The following is a 14,280-nucleotide window of genomic DNA, read 5'->3' on the forward strand; positions in this document are numbered from 1 at the left end:
CTATGGCCGATCCCCGCTGGATGCGGCGCTCGGTGGTGCGTTTCGCGGGACGAGGAACTCCGCGGTGCCGGTGATTGCCACCCCACCCGTCTGGCGGGTGGCGGTCAACGCGACGGTCAGCCGGTCGCCGTCTGCCTCTTCGGATATCTCCGTGACGGTCCCCGAGCAGGTCAACACATCGCCCGGCCAGACCTGTTCGCGGAATCTGACCCCGAATCGGCGCACGTTGGACGCGCCCAGCCAGTCGGTCGCGAATCCCGCGAGCAGCGCTGCCGAGAACATGCCCTGGGCGAAGACCGATGGGTAGCCGGCGGACCGGGCGAGTTCGTCGTCGTAGTGCATGGGGTTGAGATCCCCGGACGCCCCGGCGTAGCGGACGAACATCTGGCGGGTCAGCGGCCCGAACTCGCGCGAAGGTGCCTGCGCGCCGACATGTACGGCACTCATGGTCGTCACTTCTTGGCCGCCGTTTCGATGAACGTCGCCTTCGCCTCGGCGACCAATGTGCCTTTTGCGTCGAGGTATTCGGTCACGACCGTGGCGAACCGCATCGTGCCGCCGCGCTTACCCGGCTTTTCGTAGCGATCGATGACCCGCTCCACAGCAGTGAGCACGTCGCCTGCGGCGGGAAGGTCGCCATGGAAGGTGTACTCCTGCTCGCCGTGCAGCAGACGCTTGCGGTCGAAGCCCACATCGACCCGCACTCCAGGCGGTGCCCACCTTGCGGCGCTGGTGAGAAAGGTCGGAGGGATGATCGCGTCGAGACCGCGGTAGGCAGGCTCGTCGCTCAGCATCGCCTCGGCGAACTCGGCGATCTTGCCGCGCTCGACCACGACCTCCCAGGGCTGTCCGACCGCCAGGTTGACGTCGCCTTCAGACGATGAAGTCATAGTGACCAATAGTGTCAGAAAAACCCCAGGATGGAAACCGATGTGGCACCTAGAGCACAAATAAGCCGCTTGTCGAAAGATGACATTGATGCCAGAATCGGTTGCCATGGTCGAGTTGGCGCCAAGCTACGTCGCCGGTAAGTGGATCACCGGAACCACCGTCGAGACGGTCGATGTGACGTCTCCGGCCACCGGCGAGGTGCTGGGCGCGGTGGGTGTCGCCGACCGAGACGACGTCGATGCCGCCGTCGCAGCCGCCCGCGCAGCCTTACCCGCATGGGCAGCTACCTCCGCCGCCGAACGCGGCGCCGCACTCGGCCGGCTGGCCGATGCGCTCGGGGCACGCAAGGGCGATTTGGCCGACCTGACCACCGCTGAGATCGGGTCACCTCGGTCGTGGAGCACCTTCGGTCAGGTGATCACAGCAGTCGGGGTGTTGAAGGCGTACGCGGCACTGACTCCCGACTATCCGTTCGTTGCGACCCGTCCCTCGGTGACGGGTGGGACCGTCGAGGTGCGCCAAGTCCCCGTCGGGGTGGTTGGCGCGATCGTGCCATGGAACACGCCGCTGTTCATCGCGGCCTTGAAGCTCGGCCCTGCGTTGGCCGCAGGATGCACAGTGGTGTTGAAACCGGCTCCCGCCGCACCGCTCGAATTCGCCGTGCTGACCGAGGCGATCGAAGAGGCCGGGATCCCCGACGGCGTGGTCAACATCGTCAACGGCAGTGCCGCCACCGGTGAGCTGCTCACCGAGCATCCGGGAGTCGACAAGATCAGCTTCACCGGATCGACAGCTGTTGGCGCGCGGATCGCCGCGTCGTGCGGGTCCCGCATTCGCCGATACAGCCTCGAACTGGGTGGTAAGTCCGCAGCGATCGTCCTGCCCGACGCCGAGCTGGACAACACGGTGCCGGGACTTGTGAGCGGCGTGATGGGCAACAACGGCCAGCTCTGCGCCGCCTTGACGCGAATCCTGTTGCCGCGCAGCCGCTATGACGAATACGTCGCGGCACTGACCAAGGCAGTCGCCGCACTCACCGTGGGAGATCCCGCCGACCGGGCCACTGATGTCGGGCCGCTGATCAACGAGGCTGCGCGGGACAAGGTCGAAGGATTTCTTTCGCGCGCGCGAGACGAAGGCGCCAAGGTCCTCGTGGGCGGCGAACGCCGCGATGGCCCAGGATGGTTCGTCTCCCCCGCACTCGTCGCGGCCACCAATGATATGGAGATCGCCCGCGAGGAGGTCTTCGGTCCGGTCGCAGTCGTCATCGCCTATGACGACGGGGCCGACGATGATGTGGCCGATGCGGTGGCTATCGCCAACGACTCTCGCTACGGACTTGTCGGCGCGGTGTGGTCGTCCGACGAGAAGCGAGCGGCGACAGTGGCAACGCGGCTGGAGGTGGGATCGGTGGCGGTCAATTCGACCGCGGTGCTCGACTTCGCCAGCCCGTTCGGCGGGTTCAAACAATCCGGCATCGGCCGCGAAGGCGGACCCGAGGGAATCGCCAGCTTCGTCGAACATCAAGCCATCATTCGATAAGCCCCGAAGGGATTTTCATGCAAACGCAGGCAGCGGTCCTGTACGAACGCAACACGCCGTGGACGATCGAGACCATCGAGCTGGACGCGCCGAAGGCGACCGAAGTCCTGGTCGAGCTGCACGCCTCGGGGATGTGCCATTCCGACGACCACCTCGTCACCGGCGACATGCCCATCGCGCTGCCCTGCATCGGCGGACACGAGGGTGCCGGCGTGGTCAAGGCCGTCGGCGACCACGTGTCGTGGCTGACCCCTGGCGACCACGTCGTGTTCAGCTTCATTCCGTCCTGCGGCCGGTGCCCGTCGTGTTCGACCGGCCATCAGAGCCTCTGTGACCTCGGCGCAAAGATCTACTCCGGCATGCAGATTCACGATGGAACCGCCCGCCACCATATCGGCGATAGGGACTTGGCCTTGGCCTGTGGTGTCGGCTCTTTCTCACATCACACGGTGGTCCACGAGGCGAGCTGCGTCAAGATTCCGGAGCACTACCGACTCGACCTCGCCTGCCTTCTCGGGTGCGGCTTCATCACCGGATGGGGGTCGGCGGTGTACGCCGCCGAGGTGCGGCCGGGCGACACCGTGGCCATCGCAGGTGTCGGAGGCATCGGCGCCGCGGCGGTTCAGGGTGCTCGGCTCGCGGGCGCCCGCACGATCACCGTCATCGACCCGTCGGAGTACAAGCGGGAAGAAGCCGTCAAGATGGGGGCCACTCACACGGCGGCGGACTGGAAGGAAGCGAAATCTGTTGTAGCCGAGGCTACCTGGGACCGCGGGGTGGACAAGTTCATCTGCGCGATGGGCGTCGGTGACGGTCAGTTGGTCGGCCAGGCCCTTGCGATGACAGCCAAGCGCGGCAAGCTGGTAGTCACCAATATCCACCCGATGCTGGAGCGCGAGATCCGGGCCAACCTAATGGACCTGACGCTCACCGAGAAGCAGATCATCGGAACCCTCTACGGCTCGGGCAACCCGCGCGCCGACATTCCGAAAATTCTCGAGCTGTACAGCGCCGGTCAGGTGGACCTCGAGTCCATGGTCTCCCGCACGTACTCCCTGGAGAAGGTCAACGACGGCTACGCCGACATGCACGCGGGGGCGAACATTCGTGGCGTGCTGACCTATCCGCCTTTGGCGGACGGCGGCTCCCACTGAGTCACCGAGGAGTCGAACGCGCCGCCCATTCTGGCGAGGATCCACGGCGGCAGGCGTTTTGGCATCGGTAACGGTACGGCCCGGGCGCCGCGCGCAGCCAACAGCGCTTCGTAGGGCGCGGGGTCGCCACTGAATGGTTGTCCTTCACCGGCGATGAAGCCATAGAGTTCGCACCCTTGTGGGCCGGCCTCCCACGGTCCGAATACATCGCCCCACTCGAGCATGATGTGCGTGCCCGCTCGGGCGACCACGTCACCACACCGAATCTCGCCGGCCAAGATGAAGTTGCTGTGATCGCCGGTGTGCCCGTGTTGGGCTGAGATGGCGCCCGGGTCCCACTTGTTCCAAAACGCAAAGTAGCGCGGAGACAGTTCAATCCACTTCTCCCAAATGGATGCCGTGTGGCCGTCGGCGAACTCATAGCGCAGCATCTCCTCAGCCGGGACGTCGTCGAGATGCTTGATCGATGGTCCGCCTTTCATGCTTGCACCGGTTCCCAGCCGCCACCTTCGGCGGATCGGTGCGCGGCGTCGATCACCGCCAGCGACAACAGCCCGTCCTCAAAGGTGGGCGCTGCACTGGGTGCGCCGTCGAATGCAGGGAGCCAGTCCTGCAGCATCAGGGCCATGGCCCGGCTGGCGTGGCCCGCCAGCCCACCGGGGAGCCGCTCGGGGTGCGCGGGTTCTCGTTCGTCGACCGTCAGCGGACTCAGGCCGTCGTCGGTGGCCGCGCCGAGACTGTAGGTCGCGGAACGCAAGTCGCCGTCGCCGATGATGGTGCCGTCGGAGCCGAATAGTTCCAGGCGGTAGTGATCGGCGTGCGCGCCCATCACCGACACGCTCATGACAGCGGTCAACCCGGACTCCATCCGCATCAGCAGCGCGGCGGTGTCATCGGCGGTGACCTGCAGCGTCCCACCATCGGGCAACTCACGCACTGGATCGCTGGTGCGAACCTCCGCGCACACCGACACCGGGCGGCCGAGCAGGCTGCACAGGAAGTCGAGATCGTGCACCAACATGCCCGCGAGGTATCCGCCACCCTGCTCACGGTCATACATCCAGTGCGCCTGCAAGGGATGACTCGGGTGCCAGTACGACGCGCTGCGACTCACGCGGGCCAGGTACTGGGTGCCCAGAAAACCGGAGCGCACCCGATCCGCGACAGCCAACCAGTCCGGGTTCCAACGGTTCTCGAAGCAACAGGCGGTGGGCACGTTGGCCGCGACGGCGGCGCGCACCATGTCGCGCGCCGCGTCCAAGTCCCCGGCGAGTGGTTTCTCGCAGAGCACCGGCTTGCCGGCGGCCAGGGCGGCGAGCGTCATATCGTGATGCAGCGTCGTGGGCGTCGCAACCGAGATGACGTCGAGGTCGTCGCGGGTGACGAACGACTTCCAGTCGGTGGAGGTTTCTTCGATGCCCAGCTTCGCGGCCACCCGTTCGAGCCGATCGGGGGTGCGCGCGCACAGCGCCACCGGCTCAAAGCCCTTGGCCGCCCGGAAACCGGGCACCTGCACGTGGGCACCCCAGCCCACCCCGATAATGCCCACCCGTAGGGTCATACGCTCTCCTCGATTAGTCGGTCCGCCCGTTCGCCACTAGTGACACTAATGTTAGATATCTGCCGAGTTCAAGAGGGTGTTGTGGATACATCGGGCCGTCAGGGCCACTACCCCGGCATTGCCTTAAAGTGACGTGAGTGCCAGAATCGGATGTTGTGAGCGCGACGGACCTCGACGAGCAGCACTTCGCCCCGTTGATCGACCTGCAATGGTGGCAGGAGCGCACAGGCGACCGGACAGAGCTTTATCAACGCCTGCGCGAGGCCGGGGGGCCGGTGTTCGTCCGCACCAATCGGCCCGACTCTCCCCGAGTCCGTGGATTCTGGGCGGTCGGATCGCACCGCGACGTCACGGCCATCAGCCGTCGCCCCGCCGACTTTGCCTCCGGCCAGGGCACCCAGATCTTCGACCAGACCGCCGAGATGCGTGAATACCGCGGATCGATCATCGATATGGACGATCCCGAACACCAGCGGCTCCGCAAGATCGTTTCGAGGGGCTTCAGTCCGCGCATCCTGTCCGAACTTCGCGGCCAGGTACAGGAGACCGCCGCGGAGATCCTCGAGGAGATGCCGCGCTCGGGCGAGTGTGACTTCGTCTCGGCGTTCGCGACGCTGTTGCCGCTGCGGATCATCGACAACATGCTCGGCGTGCCACGCGAGCACGAGCAGTTCATTCTGCGGGCGACCAATGTCGTGCTCGGCGCATCGGACCCCGAGTACGTACCCGACCAGACGGTGACCGGCATCGAGAGGGCGGTGACCGAGATGAGCGAACGACTAATCGAACTGCTCAGGGGCATCGCCGAAGAGCGCATCGCACATCCGCGCGACGACGTCATCAGCAAACTCGTCACCTCGGACGAAGAGAATCTGACCCCCCAGGAACTGGCTAAGTTCTTCATCCTGCTCATCGGCGCGGGCAATGAGACCACCCGCAACGCGCTCACACACGGTCTACTGATCCTCAGTGCGCATCCCGAGCAGCGCGACCGGCTGTTGGCGAACTATGAGGAATTGGCGCCGACCGCCATTGAAGAGATCCTCCGGTATGCAAGCCCCGTGATCCATATGCGCCGAACAGTGACCCGCGACGGAATCACGCTGACGGACGACGACGGGCAAGTCATCCACACCTTCAACGCGGGAGACAAGGTCGTCGTCTGGTATCCCGCCGCAAACCGCGACCCTGCCGTTTTCGAGGATCCCGAGAGGTTCGACATCGGGCGGAAACCCAACAACCACATAGCCTTCGGCGGTCCGGGCCCGCACTTCTGCCTGGGTGCCCACCTGGCTCGCCTCGAGTTGAACGTGGCCTTCGAGATGCTCTATGCCCGGTACCCCGACATCACCGCGGCAGGCGAGCCGGTCATGCTGAGGTCGAACTTCGTCAACGGCATCAAACACTTGAAGGCGACTTACACACCGTGAACACACAGGAAACGATGCTGTCCGATCTGACGGGCGGTGTCATGACCATCACGCTGAACCGGCCCGAAGCCGCCAACGCGTTACGGCCCGACGACCGCGACGCCCTCATCGCGCTGCTGGCCACCGCCGACGCGGACGAGAAGGTGCGCGTGGTGGTGTTACGCGCCAACGGCAAGCACTTCTGCTCCGGCGCCGACGTGGGCTCGCTGGCCGAGCGACGCGCGCAAGGCGAAAAGCGCCTCCTGGAGCCTATGCGCCGCATCATGAACGGCGCCCAGAAGTTGGTGGCCAGCGTGCTGGACTGCAACAAGCCTGTGGTCGCGGCTGTCCATGGCGCCGCCACCGGTTTGGGCGCGCATGTTGTGTTCGCCGCCGACCTGGTTATCGCGACTGAAAATGCTTACTTTGCAGAGTCTTTCGTCAAGCGCGGGCTCGTGGTTGACGGCGGTGGCTGCTATCTGCTGCCACGCCGCATCGGTATGCAGAAGGCAAAAGAGTTGGCGTTCTTCGGGGAACGGCTCTCGGCCGCCGAGGCGTTGACGCTGGGACTGGTGAACCGGGTGGTCGGCGCCGATGAGTTCGACACCACGGTAGCGGATTTCGCCGGGCGACTGGCCAACGCGCCCACGAGCGCGATCGCGTTCACCAAGCGCCTCCTCAACGACTCCCCCGACACCGACAGGGCGGGGGCGTTTGTGGCTGAGGCGATGGCGCAGGAACTCCAGTCCTATTCGCACGACTCCAAGGAAGGCGTGCAGGCCTTCATGGAAAAACGTCCGACCGAGTTCACCGGGTGGTGACGTCGGTGGCACGCGCAGACATTCCGACGATCGATTCCGCCAGCGCACCCTACTGGGAGGCCGCTAGAGAGGGCCGACTGCTCATCGCCGAATGCGGGGCGTGCGGCGAGGTGCATCACTACCCGCGACCGTTGTGCCCTTACTGCTGGAGCGAGGACGTGCATCCGGTTCAGGCCAATGGGACCGGCACCCTCTATACGTATTCGACGGTGTACGTGAATGATCTGGCCCCCTTCAAGGAGCGGTTACCCTACGTCGCCGCCATCGTCGAATTAGACGAAGGCCCACGGCTCATGACAACGATCGACGGCGTCGAGCCCGAACGGCTTCGAGTAGGCATGGCAGTCACGGCGCTGTTCCGTCCCGTCGACGAGAACGACTCCGAAGGCCCCTACCTGACGGTGTTCACACCGAGCGAGGAGAACCGATGACAGGACTACTCGACGGCAAGGTCGCCCTGGTGACCGGTGCCGGCCACGGCATCGGCCGGGGCCATGCGCTCGAACTGGCCAAGCACGGCGCCACCGTGATCGTCAACGATCTGGGCACCAGCCTGTCCGGCGAGGGCACCGGCAAGGTTGCCGACGAGGTGGTGTCGATCATTGAAAGCCGCGGCGGCAAAGCGGTTTCCGACTTCGGTGACGTGGGCGACGAGGAGCAGGTCGACCTCGCGGTCGAGCGCGCCTACTCGCAGCTGGGCCGGCTGGACATAGTCGTCAACAACGCGGGCATAGTGCGCGATAAGGCGATCTGGAACATGACCGTCGACGACTTCGATCTCGTGATGCGAGTGCACGTTCGCGGCAGCTGGCTGACCAGCCGCGCCGTCGCTCGCAAATGGCGCGCGGAATCAAAGGAATCCGGCGGGAAGGTGTACGGCCGCATCATCAACACCACCTCCGGAGCGGGCTTGCACGGCCATTTCGGGCAGACTAACTACAGCACCGCGAAGTCCGCGATCGTCGGGCTGACCCAGACATTGAGCCTGGAACTCGCGTCGGTCGGTGCCACCGTGAACGCCATCAGCCCGGGTGGGCGTACCCGGATGTCCGCGTCGATGCCGGGGGCGGAGGCGCCCATCGAGCCCGACGAGCGCGGCGAGGACGAATTCGACCCCAAGGACCCGTCGCTCGGCTCTCCGGTGGTGGCCTGGCTGGCCAGCCCAGAGGCCGGACACATCAGCGGACAGGTGATCCGGGCCATGGGCGAACACCTCCAGCTGCTCAAAGGTTGGCATCCGGTGGCGGCAGTCTCCAACGGACAGAAGCGTTGGGATGCAGACAAACTCGGCGCGATCATGGCTACCGACATATTCGGCACCCGCAACACCGGCCTACGACTCGGGGGTTAATTCTGATGCCCGAACGCGAAGAAGTCGAACGCGAGTTCCGGCGCTACTTCATGACCGGTCCGGTGCTCGAGGACTGGGCGGCCTTGGCCCACCTGTTCACCGACGACGCGAAATATCTCGACCACTTCTACGGCACCTTCACCGGGCCGGACGAGATCACCAAATTCCTCGAGGGCACGATGGGTGCGGCGCCGCAGGTCTACAGCCCGCTCGTCTTCTACGTCATCGACGGGTCGCGCGTCGCCTACAAGGTGTTCAATCGTGCCGACAACCCGGAACCCGGAGCACCGCCGATCGACTTTCCCTCGTACCAGTTCATCGAGTACGCCGGCGGGGGGAAGTGGCGTTCCGAGGAGGACGTCTGGGTGATGGCCGAGATGAAGGGGTTCGCCCGTCGTTACGCAGCAGCCGCCAGTGAGCACCCGCAGTCGTTGGCACAGCAACTGCGGCGCGATGATTGGGGGCCGTGGGTCGACTGGGCACGTCCTGAGCCGGGACACAGCGCCAGGCCGTCATGGTTGGGCAAGGACGACTTCACGCCATTTGAAAGCATTGCCGACATCGACTTCGGCGTTCGGTCACACTGACCTTCAACCGAACAGCGCACCCAGCCGACCGGGAGTACTGCCGTGCAAGACCAATTCGTCGGCTCCCGCGTCGCGGTAGCGTTCGAACATCGAACGACAAGCGCGCGCCGATCCGATCGCGGCCGCCTCGCCGGTCCAGTCCGCGGGCAACACCGACGCGACCTCGACGAGTTCTTCGCGGGTGAGTACCGAGTCCGCCGAGCCTCTGATGCCGGCGAGCAGCGGATGGGATCGCAACCGCGCCAACGGTTCCAGATCCCATCCGTTGACCGCCGCCAACCGTTCTCCGAAGCCGGGAATCTGGTAGTAGGTCACCGCCCGCGCCCCTACCACGGCGAGTTCCTCGTCGGCCGGAAGCTCACATGCCACCACGACGGTGGCGTACACCCGCACGCTTCCCGGCGGCCGACCCGCCGCCCGCTCGGCGTCGTGCACGAGTGCCACCGAACGACCTACGGCCTCGGAAGTCAGGAACGGATGCAGCAACACGCCGTCGAAGTGTCGACCCGCGAGTTCAAGCCCCTTCGCGCCAATCGCTGCGAAGACCAGCGGCGGCACCGGTTGGTCCGGAACGTCGTTCAGTCGCAACGACGGGTACGTGCCAGCCGGTCCGTCGTAGCGCACTTTCTCACCACGGCACAGGCGCCTGAAGATATCGGCGTGGTCGACGATGGAGGCGTTGGTGGACCGCGACAGCCCGACTGCAGCCCACATCGCGTCAACCGACCGCCCCACGCCTAGCACGAAGCGTCCGCCCGAGAGCGCCTGGGCCGTCATGGCCAGTGAGGCAAGCAGTGCAGGATGCCGCGCTTGCAGATGCGTTATGCCCGAGGCGATTCGGATGTCGGATGTGACCTGGCTTACCGCACCCGCGATCACCCCAAGGTCCTTGGTCCCCCACCGTTCACTGAGCCATATCGTGCGCAGACCGAGGCGCTCGGCGGCTTCTGCCTGGGCGATCACAGCCCCGGGATCTGTGACGCGACCGGGCAGGACGTAGGCGCCGAGTGCGACGCCGCTGAGCTGATCGTCATCCATGACCGCTATTCTGACAGTAGTGTTCAGTATCGTGGCAGGGGGATCCTGATGGCGTATACATCGGCGCGAGGGGACGTCGGCGACCGAGTGGCCGAGGTACTGCACGCCTGGCTACCTTCCCGCCTGGCACCCGCTGAAGCCACAGCCTTCGACATCTCCGAATTCACTGCCCCACCGGCCGGCTACTCCGGTAAGACAGTGTTCTTCACCGCGTCCTGGACCGACCGGTCCGGCACAGCCCATGTCGAGGACCTGGTGCTGCGCACACAGGCCCACGACCATCAGTTGTTCACCGCGCCGGATCCCCCGCGTCAGGCGGACGTGATGCAGCGACTTGGCGCGCATGGCGTTCCGGTTCCCGACATCGTCGCCATCGAACGGAACCCGACGGTCCTTGGATCGCAGTTCTACCTGATGCGACGGGTGCGAGGGCGAACACCGTCGGATGTTCCGAGCTGGCACAAGCGGGGCTGGACCGTGTATCTTTCCTCGCGCGAGCGGCAGCTGCTGTGCGATAACGGATTACGCGCTCTGGTCGACGTGCATCGTGTCGATGACGCCGACACGCTCCGGTTTCTCCGCGGCGACGGCGATGTCGGTAGTACGGCGCTGCAGCGTTATCTGGACAAACTCGCAGGCTGGTACGACTGGTGCCAGGCCGACCTCGTGGTGGGCGAGCGCACGCTCGCGCAAGCGCTGCGAGTCATCCTTGGCTCTGCGCCGGATACCGATGCCGAAACCGTGGTGTGGGGCGACGCACGCGTCGGCAACATGTGTTTCGGCGACGACCTGTCGGTCGTCGCGCTGTTCGACTGGGAGACGGCAGGCACCGGCCCACCCGACATCGACCTGGGTTGGTGGTTGATGTTCGAGCGCTTCCTGTGCGAAGCGTTGGGCTTCACGAGACTGCCCGGCGTCCCCGACGACGACGAATTCGTCAGGCGCTACCTCGAGTTCGGTGGGACATTGACCGGCGACATCGCCTACTACCAGCTGGTGGCTGCGTTCGTCCTGTCGCTGATCAGCAACCGGCTCGCGCGGCTGCTCGTTCGCGATGGCTTGGACGTCGCGACGGCCAGGAGCTATCCGCAGACGTCTGTCGGGTTGGTCGAGCGATACCTCGACCAAATCTGACGACCCGTCACGCCAACGCGAGGGTGCTCAGGGGCTGCACGGCACATGGGGACTTCTGGGACGCGTCTCCGATCAAGAACTGACGCAAAGGGTTTGAACTACCCGTCGTCGTAGAGTGCAAGTGGTCCCTCACGTACCGCGGTTCCCAGCAGGCCGAGGTCGACGCCCGACTCGGCGGCGGCCTCGCGGCAGGCCGCGATGTCCTTGCGCAGGAATGGCCCCGCGAGCGCGGTGAACCGGGCCAGCCCGCCGATGCGGTGAGCGTGAGCCGCCGCATGACTGTTGGCGCTGCACACCTGCAGCGTGGACAACAGCACGTCGGAATCGACGCCCAGCTGCATGCCCAACTCCGTAGCCGATGCCAACAGTTGGGCGTTTGCCGCAAACAACAGATTGTTGACAAGCTTGATGGCCAGCGCACTGCCCAGTTCGCCGGTCGGCACCACGGGATCGGCGTATGCGGCCAGGATCGGTGTGGCGATCGCGACTGCGTCATGCGGGCCGCCGAGCAGCACCGTCAGTGTGCCCGCAGCGATGTCGTCCGCGGTGCCGCTAACGGGCGCGTCGCAGATGACCGGCGCCGTGGCGGAACTGTCCCGCAACGCTTCGAGCGTGGACAGGTTGCCCGTGGTGTGTGAGACGAACACAGCGCCGGGTTTCGCATTGGCGATGAAACCATCTGGGCCCAAACCGGTTTCACGTAGCTGTGCATCGGAGAACAGACATGAGATAAGGATGTCGCTGCTTCGCGCAAGGTCGCCAACCGAAGCGGCCAGCTTCGCGCCCTTCATTTCGAATCGACGACGAACGTCCTCGCGCCGGGCATAGACCAGTACGTGGTGGCCGGCGCCGAGCAACCGCTCGACCATCGGTTCACCGAGTTGTCCCGCGCCGAGGAATCCGACGATGCTGGCCATGCGCTGTCCTAGTCGGTCGCGCGAGCGGTGTGAATGCGAGCCTGTCTCAGGCCTTCCTGCGGATCGTCGACGTTCACGTCCCACTCACCGCACGAGCATGTGCACCGGAAGTGTCCGTTGACGGGGAGGATGGCCTGGCCGTCGCAGTCTCCGCCGGTGTTGGCGATGCTGGTGAGGAATTCCAGCGGCTTCTCGTGCAGCGCACTGTCGTCGGACATGGCGTTTCACTCCTATTCGGATTGATCGACGCGGAAGACCGGCAGCAGCCAACCGTCCGCGATGGGCGAGAAGTCCACCCGCAGTGACATCCCGATCGCGACGTCCGCGGGCGCGACGTCTACGACGTTGGACACCAGTCGGGCGCCGGGCGCGTCGGGCAGGTCGAGGACGGCGGGCACCAGCAGCAGGTCCGGCATACCGGGGAACCCGTGCACCACCGCGAAGCTGTATACCGTTGCCACACCGCTGAGTTCGACCCAGTTCACCGCCTTTGACCGGCAACTGGGGCAGAACGGTGTGGGTGGCAGACGGAACTTCTTACAGTCCGCACATTGCGGCGCGACGAGGCGACGTTGCTTGGCGGCGTGCCAGAAGGGCTCGGTGTCCTTGTTGACCGCGATTCGGACGTACTCTCCCGGGATGGTGGTGGCCAGCGCTACCGCGGTGGTGCTCATGCGGCCGCCCCCAGGATCAGGCCGCTGACCGGCAAACTCGCGGGACCGCCGGTGATAAGGGCCAATTCGGCATCCTTCACCTGATTTATGGCCGTGCCGCGCATCTGTTCGACACCCTCCACGATGTGAGTCATTCCGATGATGTAGGCCTCGGACAGCTGTCCGCCGTGGGTGTTGACCGGGATGGTCCCGCCGTCGAACCGGATGGCGCCGCTCTCGACGAACGCGCCGCCCTCACCCTTGCTGCAGAACCCGTAGTCCTCGAGTTGCATCAGTACCATCGGCGAAAAGTGGTCGTAGAGCAGCGCCACGTCGATGTCGGCGGCGCCGATGCCAGCCTGCTCGTAGAGCCGCTTGGCGATGGGCGCGTTGCCCGAGGAGGCGAAATATTCGTCGGGCATGCCCATCCAGGCGAAGGCCCGGCCCCAGTCGCGGACGCCGCCGTGCGCGGCCGCGACCACCGGTACCGGTGGTTGCCTGAGGTCCTTGGCGCGATCCATGCTGGTGGTGATCACCGCGACGGCGCCGTCGGTCTCCTGACAGAAGTCGTACAGACACAACGGTTCTGCGATCATCCGGGCGTTGAAGTAGTCATCCAACGTCAGCGGTTGACGGTGCATGGCCTTCGGGCGGTTCAACGCATTGGTCCGTGTCGAGAGCGCGATTTCGGCGAACGCTTCGCGGCGGGTGCCGTACAGGTGCATGTGCCGCCGAGCGAGCACCGACATCAGCTGACCCGGCCCGAAGAGGCCTGACGGCATCAGGAACGAGTTGATCGGGTCCGGCTCCATCGCCGAGAACACCGACCCGAGGCGTTGCTTGGCCTGCTGCAGCGCCATCACTGTGACCACCACCGAGGCGTCCCCGGCAACGATGGCGGCACGCGCAAGGCCGATCGCGCCTGCTGATCCGCCGCCGCCGGACGTCAGCGCCGCGGTGAATCGAACCTCGGGAATACCAAGGGTCTCCATGAAGTCGGCGGTGTCCATCTTCTCGGTGTAGCCCGCGCTGGCGCCGGAGTAGTAGGCGAAGCCGTCGATGTCGGTAACCGGGATGCCGGCGTCCTCGCACACGGCCAGGATGGCTTCGCCGGCCAATTCGGTGATCGACTTCGGCAGCGAGCCGCCGCGCTTGTAGTAGTCGGTAGCGCCGATGCCCACGATCGCAACGTCACGCAAGCCCGATGCGGCTGGAGAATTAG

General features: G+C 65.4%; 17 protein-coding genes. 8 read left to right on the forward strand and 9 right to left on the reverse strand.

Features of this window, described 5'->3' with window-relative positions:
- Both M1248_RS12515 and M1248_RS12520 read right to left on the reverse strand, forming a co-directional pair.
- On the reverse strand, positions 1-447 hold the full coding sequence (locus tag M1248_RS12515) for a MaoC/PaaZ C-terminal domain-containing protein (protein WP_317148520.1): 447 nt from the start codon (positions 445-447) through the stop codon (positions 1-3).
- A gap of 5 nt (positions 448-452) precedes the next feature.
- On the reverse strand, positions 453-890 hold the full coding sequence (locus M1248_RS12520; protein ID WP_317148521.1) for a MaoC family dehydratase N-terminal domain-containing protein: 438 nt from the start codon (positions 888-890) through the stop codon (positions 453-455).
- Between the two features lie 79 nt (positions 891-969).
- Between M1248_RS12520 and M1248_RS12525 the strand changes: the two genes are divergently transcribed.
- Both M1248_RS12525 and M1248_RS12530 read left to right on the forward strand, forming a co-directional pair.
- Positions 970-2,433: an aldehyde dehydrogenase gene (locus M1248_RS12525; protein ID WP_317148522.1), complete on the forward strand. Its 1,464-nt coding sequence runs from the start codon at positions 970-972 to the stop codon at positions 2,431-2,433.
- 17 nt (positions 2,434-2,450) lie between these two features.
- The gene (locus tag M1248_RS12530) at positions 2,451-3,587 is read left to right on the forward strand and encodes a Zn-dependent alcohol dehydrogenase (protein ID WP_317148523.1); all 1,137 of its coding nucleotides are present in this window, start codon (positions 2,451-2,453) and stop codon (positions 3,585-3,587) included.
- On the opposite strand, the gene M1248_RS12535 is transcribed toward M1248_RS12530, so the two are convergent.
- Both M1248_RS12535 and M1248_RS12540 read right to left on the reverse strand, forming a co-directional pair.
- Entirely contained in the window at positions 3,554-4,069 is a 516-nt protein-coding gene (locus M1248_RS12535; protein WP_317148524.1) for a hypothetical protein, read from the reverse strand. The genes M1248_RS12530 and M1248_RS12535 overlap by 34 nt on opposite strands.
- Positions 4,066-5,148, reverse strand: a complete 1,083-nt coding sequence (locus M1248_RS12540) for a Gfo/Idh/MocA family oxidoreductase (RefSeq protein ID WP_317148525.1) — start codon at positions 5,146-5,148, stop codon at positions 4,066-4,068. The genes M1248_RS12535 and M1248_RS12540 overlap by 4 nt, the downstream gene beginning before the upstream one ends.
- A 155-nt stretch (positions 5,149-5,303) precedes the next feature.
- On the opposite strand from M1248_RS12540, the gene M1248_RS12545 reads away from it, so the two are divergent.
- Genes M1248_RS12545 through M1248_RS12565 form a run of 5 tightly spaced genes read left to right on the forward strand, consistent with a single transcriptional unit; the run spans position 5,304 to position 9,316 of the window.
- The gene (locus M1248_RS12545; RefSeq protein ID WP_317148526.1) at positions 5,304-6,578 is read left to right on the forward strand and encodes a cytochrome P450; all 1,275 of its coding nucleotides are present in this window, start codon (positions 5,304-5,306) and stop codon (positions 6,576-6,578) included.
- Between the two features lie 14 nt (positions 6,579-6,592).
- Positions 6,593-7,378, forward strand: a complete 786-nt coding sequence (locus M1248_RS12550; RefSeq protein ID WP_410506655.1) for an enoyl-CoA hydratase/isomerase family protein — start codon at positions 6,593-6,595, stop codon at positions 7,376-7,378.
- A gap of 5 nt (positions 7,379-7,383) precedes the next feature.
- Positions 7,384-7,809, forward strand: a complete 426-nt coding sequence (locus M1248_RS12555) for a Zn-ribbon domain-containing OB-fold protein (protein WP_317148528.1) — start codon at positions 7,384-7,386, stop codon at positions 7,807-7,809.
- On the forward strand, positions 7,806-8,729 hold the full coding sequence (locus M1248_RS12560; protein ID WP_317148529.1) for an SDR family NAD(P)-dependent oxidoreductase: 924 nt from the start codon (positions 7,806-7,808) through the stop codon (positions 8,727-8,729). Before M1248_RS12555 ends, M1248_RS12560 begins: the two co-directional genes overlap by 4 nt.
- A gap of 5 nt (positions 8,730-8,734) precedes the next feature.
- A complete protein-coding gene (locus M1248_RS12565; protein WP_317148530.1) occupies positions 8,735-9,316 on the forward strand; it encodes a nuclear transport factor 2 family protein in 582 nt (193 codons plus the stop codon).
- Between the two features lie 3 nt (positions 9,317-9,319).
- On the opposite strand, the gene M1248_RS12570 is transcribed toward M1248_RS12565, so the two are convergent.
- Positions 9,320-10,354, reverse strand: a complete 1,035-nt coding sequence (locus tag M1248_RS12570; RefSeq protein ID WP_317148531.1) for a TIGR03857 family LLM class F420-dependent oxidoreductase — start codon at positions 10,352-10,354, stop codon at positions 9,320-9,322.
- 48 nt (positions 10,355-10,402) lie between these two features.
- On the opposite strand from M1248_RS12570, the gene M1248_RS12575 reads away from it, so the two are divergent.
- Positions 10,403-11,488 (forward strand): phosphotransferase family protein, encoded by a 1,086-nt coding sequence (locus tag M1248_RS12575; protein WP_317148532.1) that lies wholly within the window; start codon positions 10,403-10,405, stop codon positions 11,486-11,488.
- 98 nt (positions 11,489-11,586) lie between these two features.
- Here the strand turns inward: M1248_RS12575 and M1248_RS12580 are convergent, their stop codons facing one another.
- The 4 genes from M1248_RS12580 to M1248_RS12595 are packed head-to-tail and all read right to left on the reverse strand — an operon-like array spanning position 11,587 to position 14,239.
- Complete coding sequence (locus tag M1248_RS12580) at positions 11,587-12,405, reverse strand: NAD(P)-dependent oxidoreductase (RefSeq protein WP_317148533.1); 819 nt, start codon at positions 12,403-12,405, stop codon at positions 11,587-11,589.
- An 8-nt stretch (positions 12,406-12,413) separates the two neighbouring features.
- Positions 12,414-12,623 (reverse strand): hypothetical protein, encoded by a 210-nt coding sequence (locus M1248_RS12585; protein WP_317148534.1) that lies wholly within the window; start codon positions 12,621-12,623, stop codon positions 12,414-12,416.
- 12 nt (positions 12,624-12,635) lie between these two features.
- A complete protein-coding gene (locus M1248_RS12590; protein WP_317148535.1) occupies positions 12,636-13,079 on the reverse strand; it encodes a Zn-ribbon domain-containing OB-fold protein in 444 nt (147 codons plus the stop codon).
- Complete coding sequence (locus tag M1248_RS12595; protein WP_317148662.1) at positions 13,076-14,239, reverse strand: thiolase C-terminal domain-containing protein; 1,164 nt, start codon at positions 14,237-14,239, stop codon at positions 13,076-13,078. Before M1248_RS12595 ends, M1248_RS12590 begins: the two co-directional genes overlap by 4 nt.
- Positions 14,240-14,280 lie beyond the last annotated feature (41 nt).

This window comes from Mycobacterium sp. 29Ha (genome assembly GCF_032883055.1).
Taxonomy (GTDB): domain Bacteria; phylum Actinomycetota; class Actinomycetes; order Mycobacteriales; family Mycobacteriaceae; genus Mycobacterium; species Mycobacterium gallinarum.

Excerpts from the sequence above, each read along its gene's own strand:
- M1248_RS12570 (WP_317148531.1), bottom strand. The coding sequence starts at position 10,354 with ATGGATGACGATCAGCTCAGCGGCGTCGCACTCGGCGCCTACGTCCTG.
- M1248_RS12565 (WP_317148530.1), top strand. The coding sequence starts at position 8,735 with ATGCCCGAACGCGAAGAAGTCGAACGCGAGTTCCGGCGCTACTTCATG.
- M1248_RS12580 (WP_317148533.1), bottom strand. The coding sequence starts at position 12,405 with ATGGCCAGCATCGTCGGATTCCTCGGCGCGGGACAACTCGGTGAACCG.
- M1248_RS12530 (WP_317148523.1), top strand. The coding sequence starts at position 2,451 with ATGCAAACGCAGGCAGCGGTCCTGTACGAACGCAACACGCCGTGGACG.
- M1248_RS12525 (WP_317148522.1), top strand. The coding sequence starts at position 970 with ATGACATTGATGCCAGAATCGGTTGCCATGGTCGAGTTGGCGCCAAGC.
- M1248_RS12585 (WP_317148534.1), bottom strand. The coding sequence starts at position 12,623 with ATGTCCGACGACAGTGCGCTGCACGAGAAGCCGCTGGAATTCCTCACC.
- M1248_RS12575 (WP_317148532.1), top strand. The coding sequence starts at position 10,403 with ATGGCGTATACATCGGCGCGAGGGGACGTCGGCGACCGAGTGGCCGAG.
- M1248_RS12520 (WP_317148521.1), bottom strand. The coding sequence starts at position 890 with ATGACTTCATCGTCTGAAGGCGACGTCAACCTGGCGGTCGGACAGCCC.
- M1248_RS12550 (WP_410506655.1), top strand. The coding sequence starts at position 6,593 with ATGCTGTCCGATCTGACGGGCGGTGTCATGACCATCACGCTGAACCGG.
- M1248_RS12540 (WP_317148525.1), bottom strand. The coding sequence starts at position 5,148 with ATGACCCTACGGGTGGGCATTATCGGGGTGGGCTGGGGTGCCCACGTG.
- M1248_RS12515 (WP_317148520.1), bottom strand. The coding sequence starts at position 447 with ATGAGTGCCGTACATGTCGGCGCGCAGGCACCTTCGCGCGAGTTCGGG.
- M1248_RS12590 (WP_317148535.1), bottom strand. The coding sequence starts at position 13,079 with ATGAGCACCACCGCGGTAGCGCTGGCCACCACCATCCCGGGAGAGTAC.
- M1248_RS12560 (WP_317148529.1), top strand. The coding sequence starts at position 7,806 with ATGACAGGACTACTCGACGGCAAGGTCGCCCTGGTGACCGGTGCCGGC.
- M1248_RS12535 (WP_317148524.1), bottom strand. The coding sequence starts at position 4,069 with ATGAAAGGCGGACCATCGATCAAGCATCTCGACGACGTCCCGGCTGAG.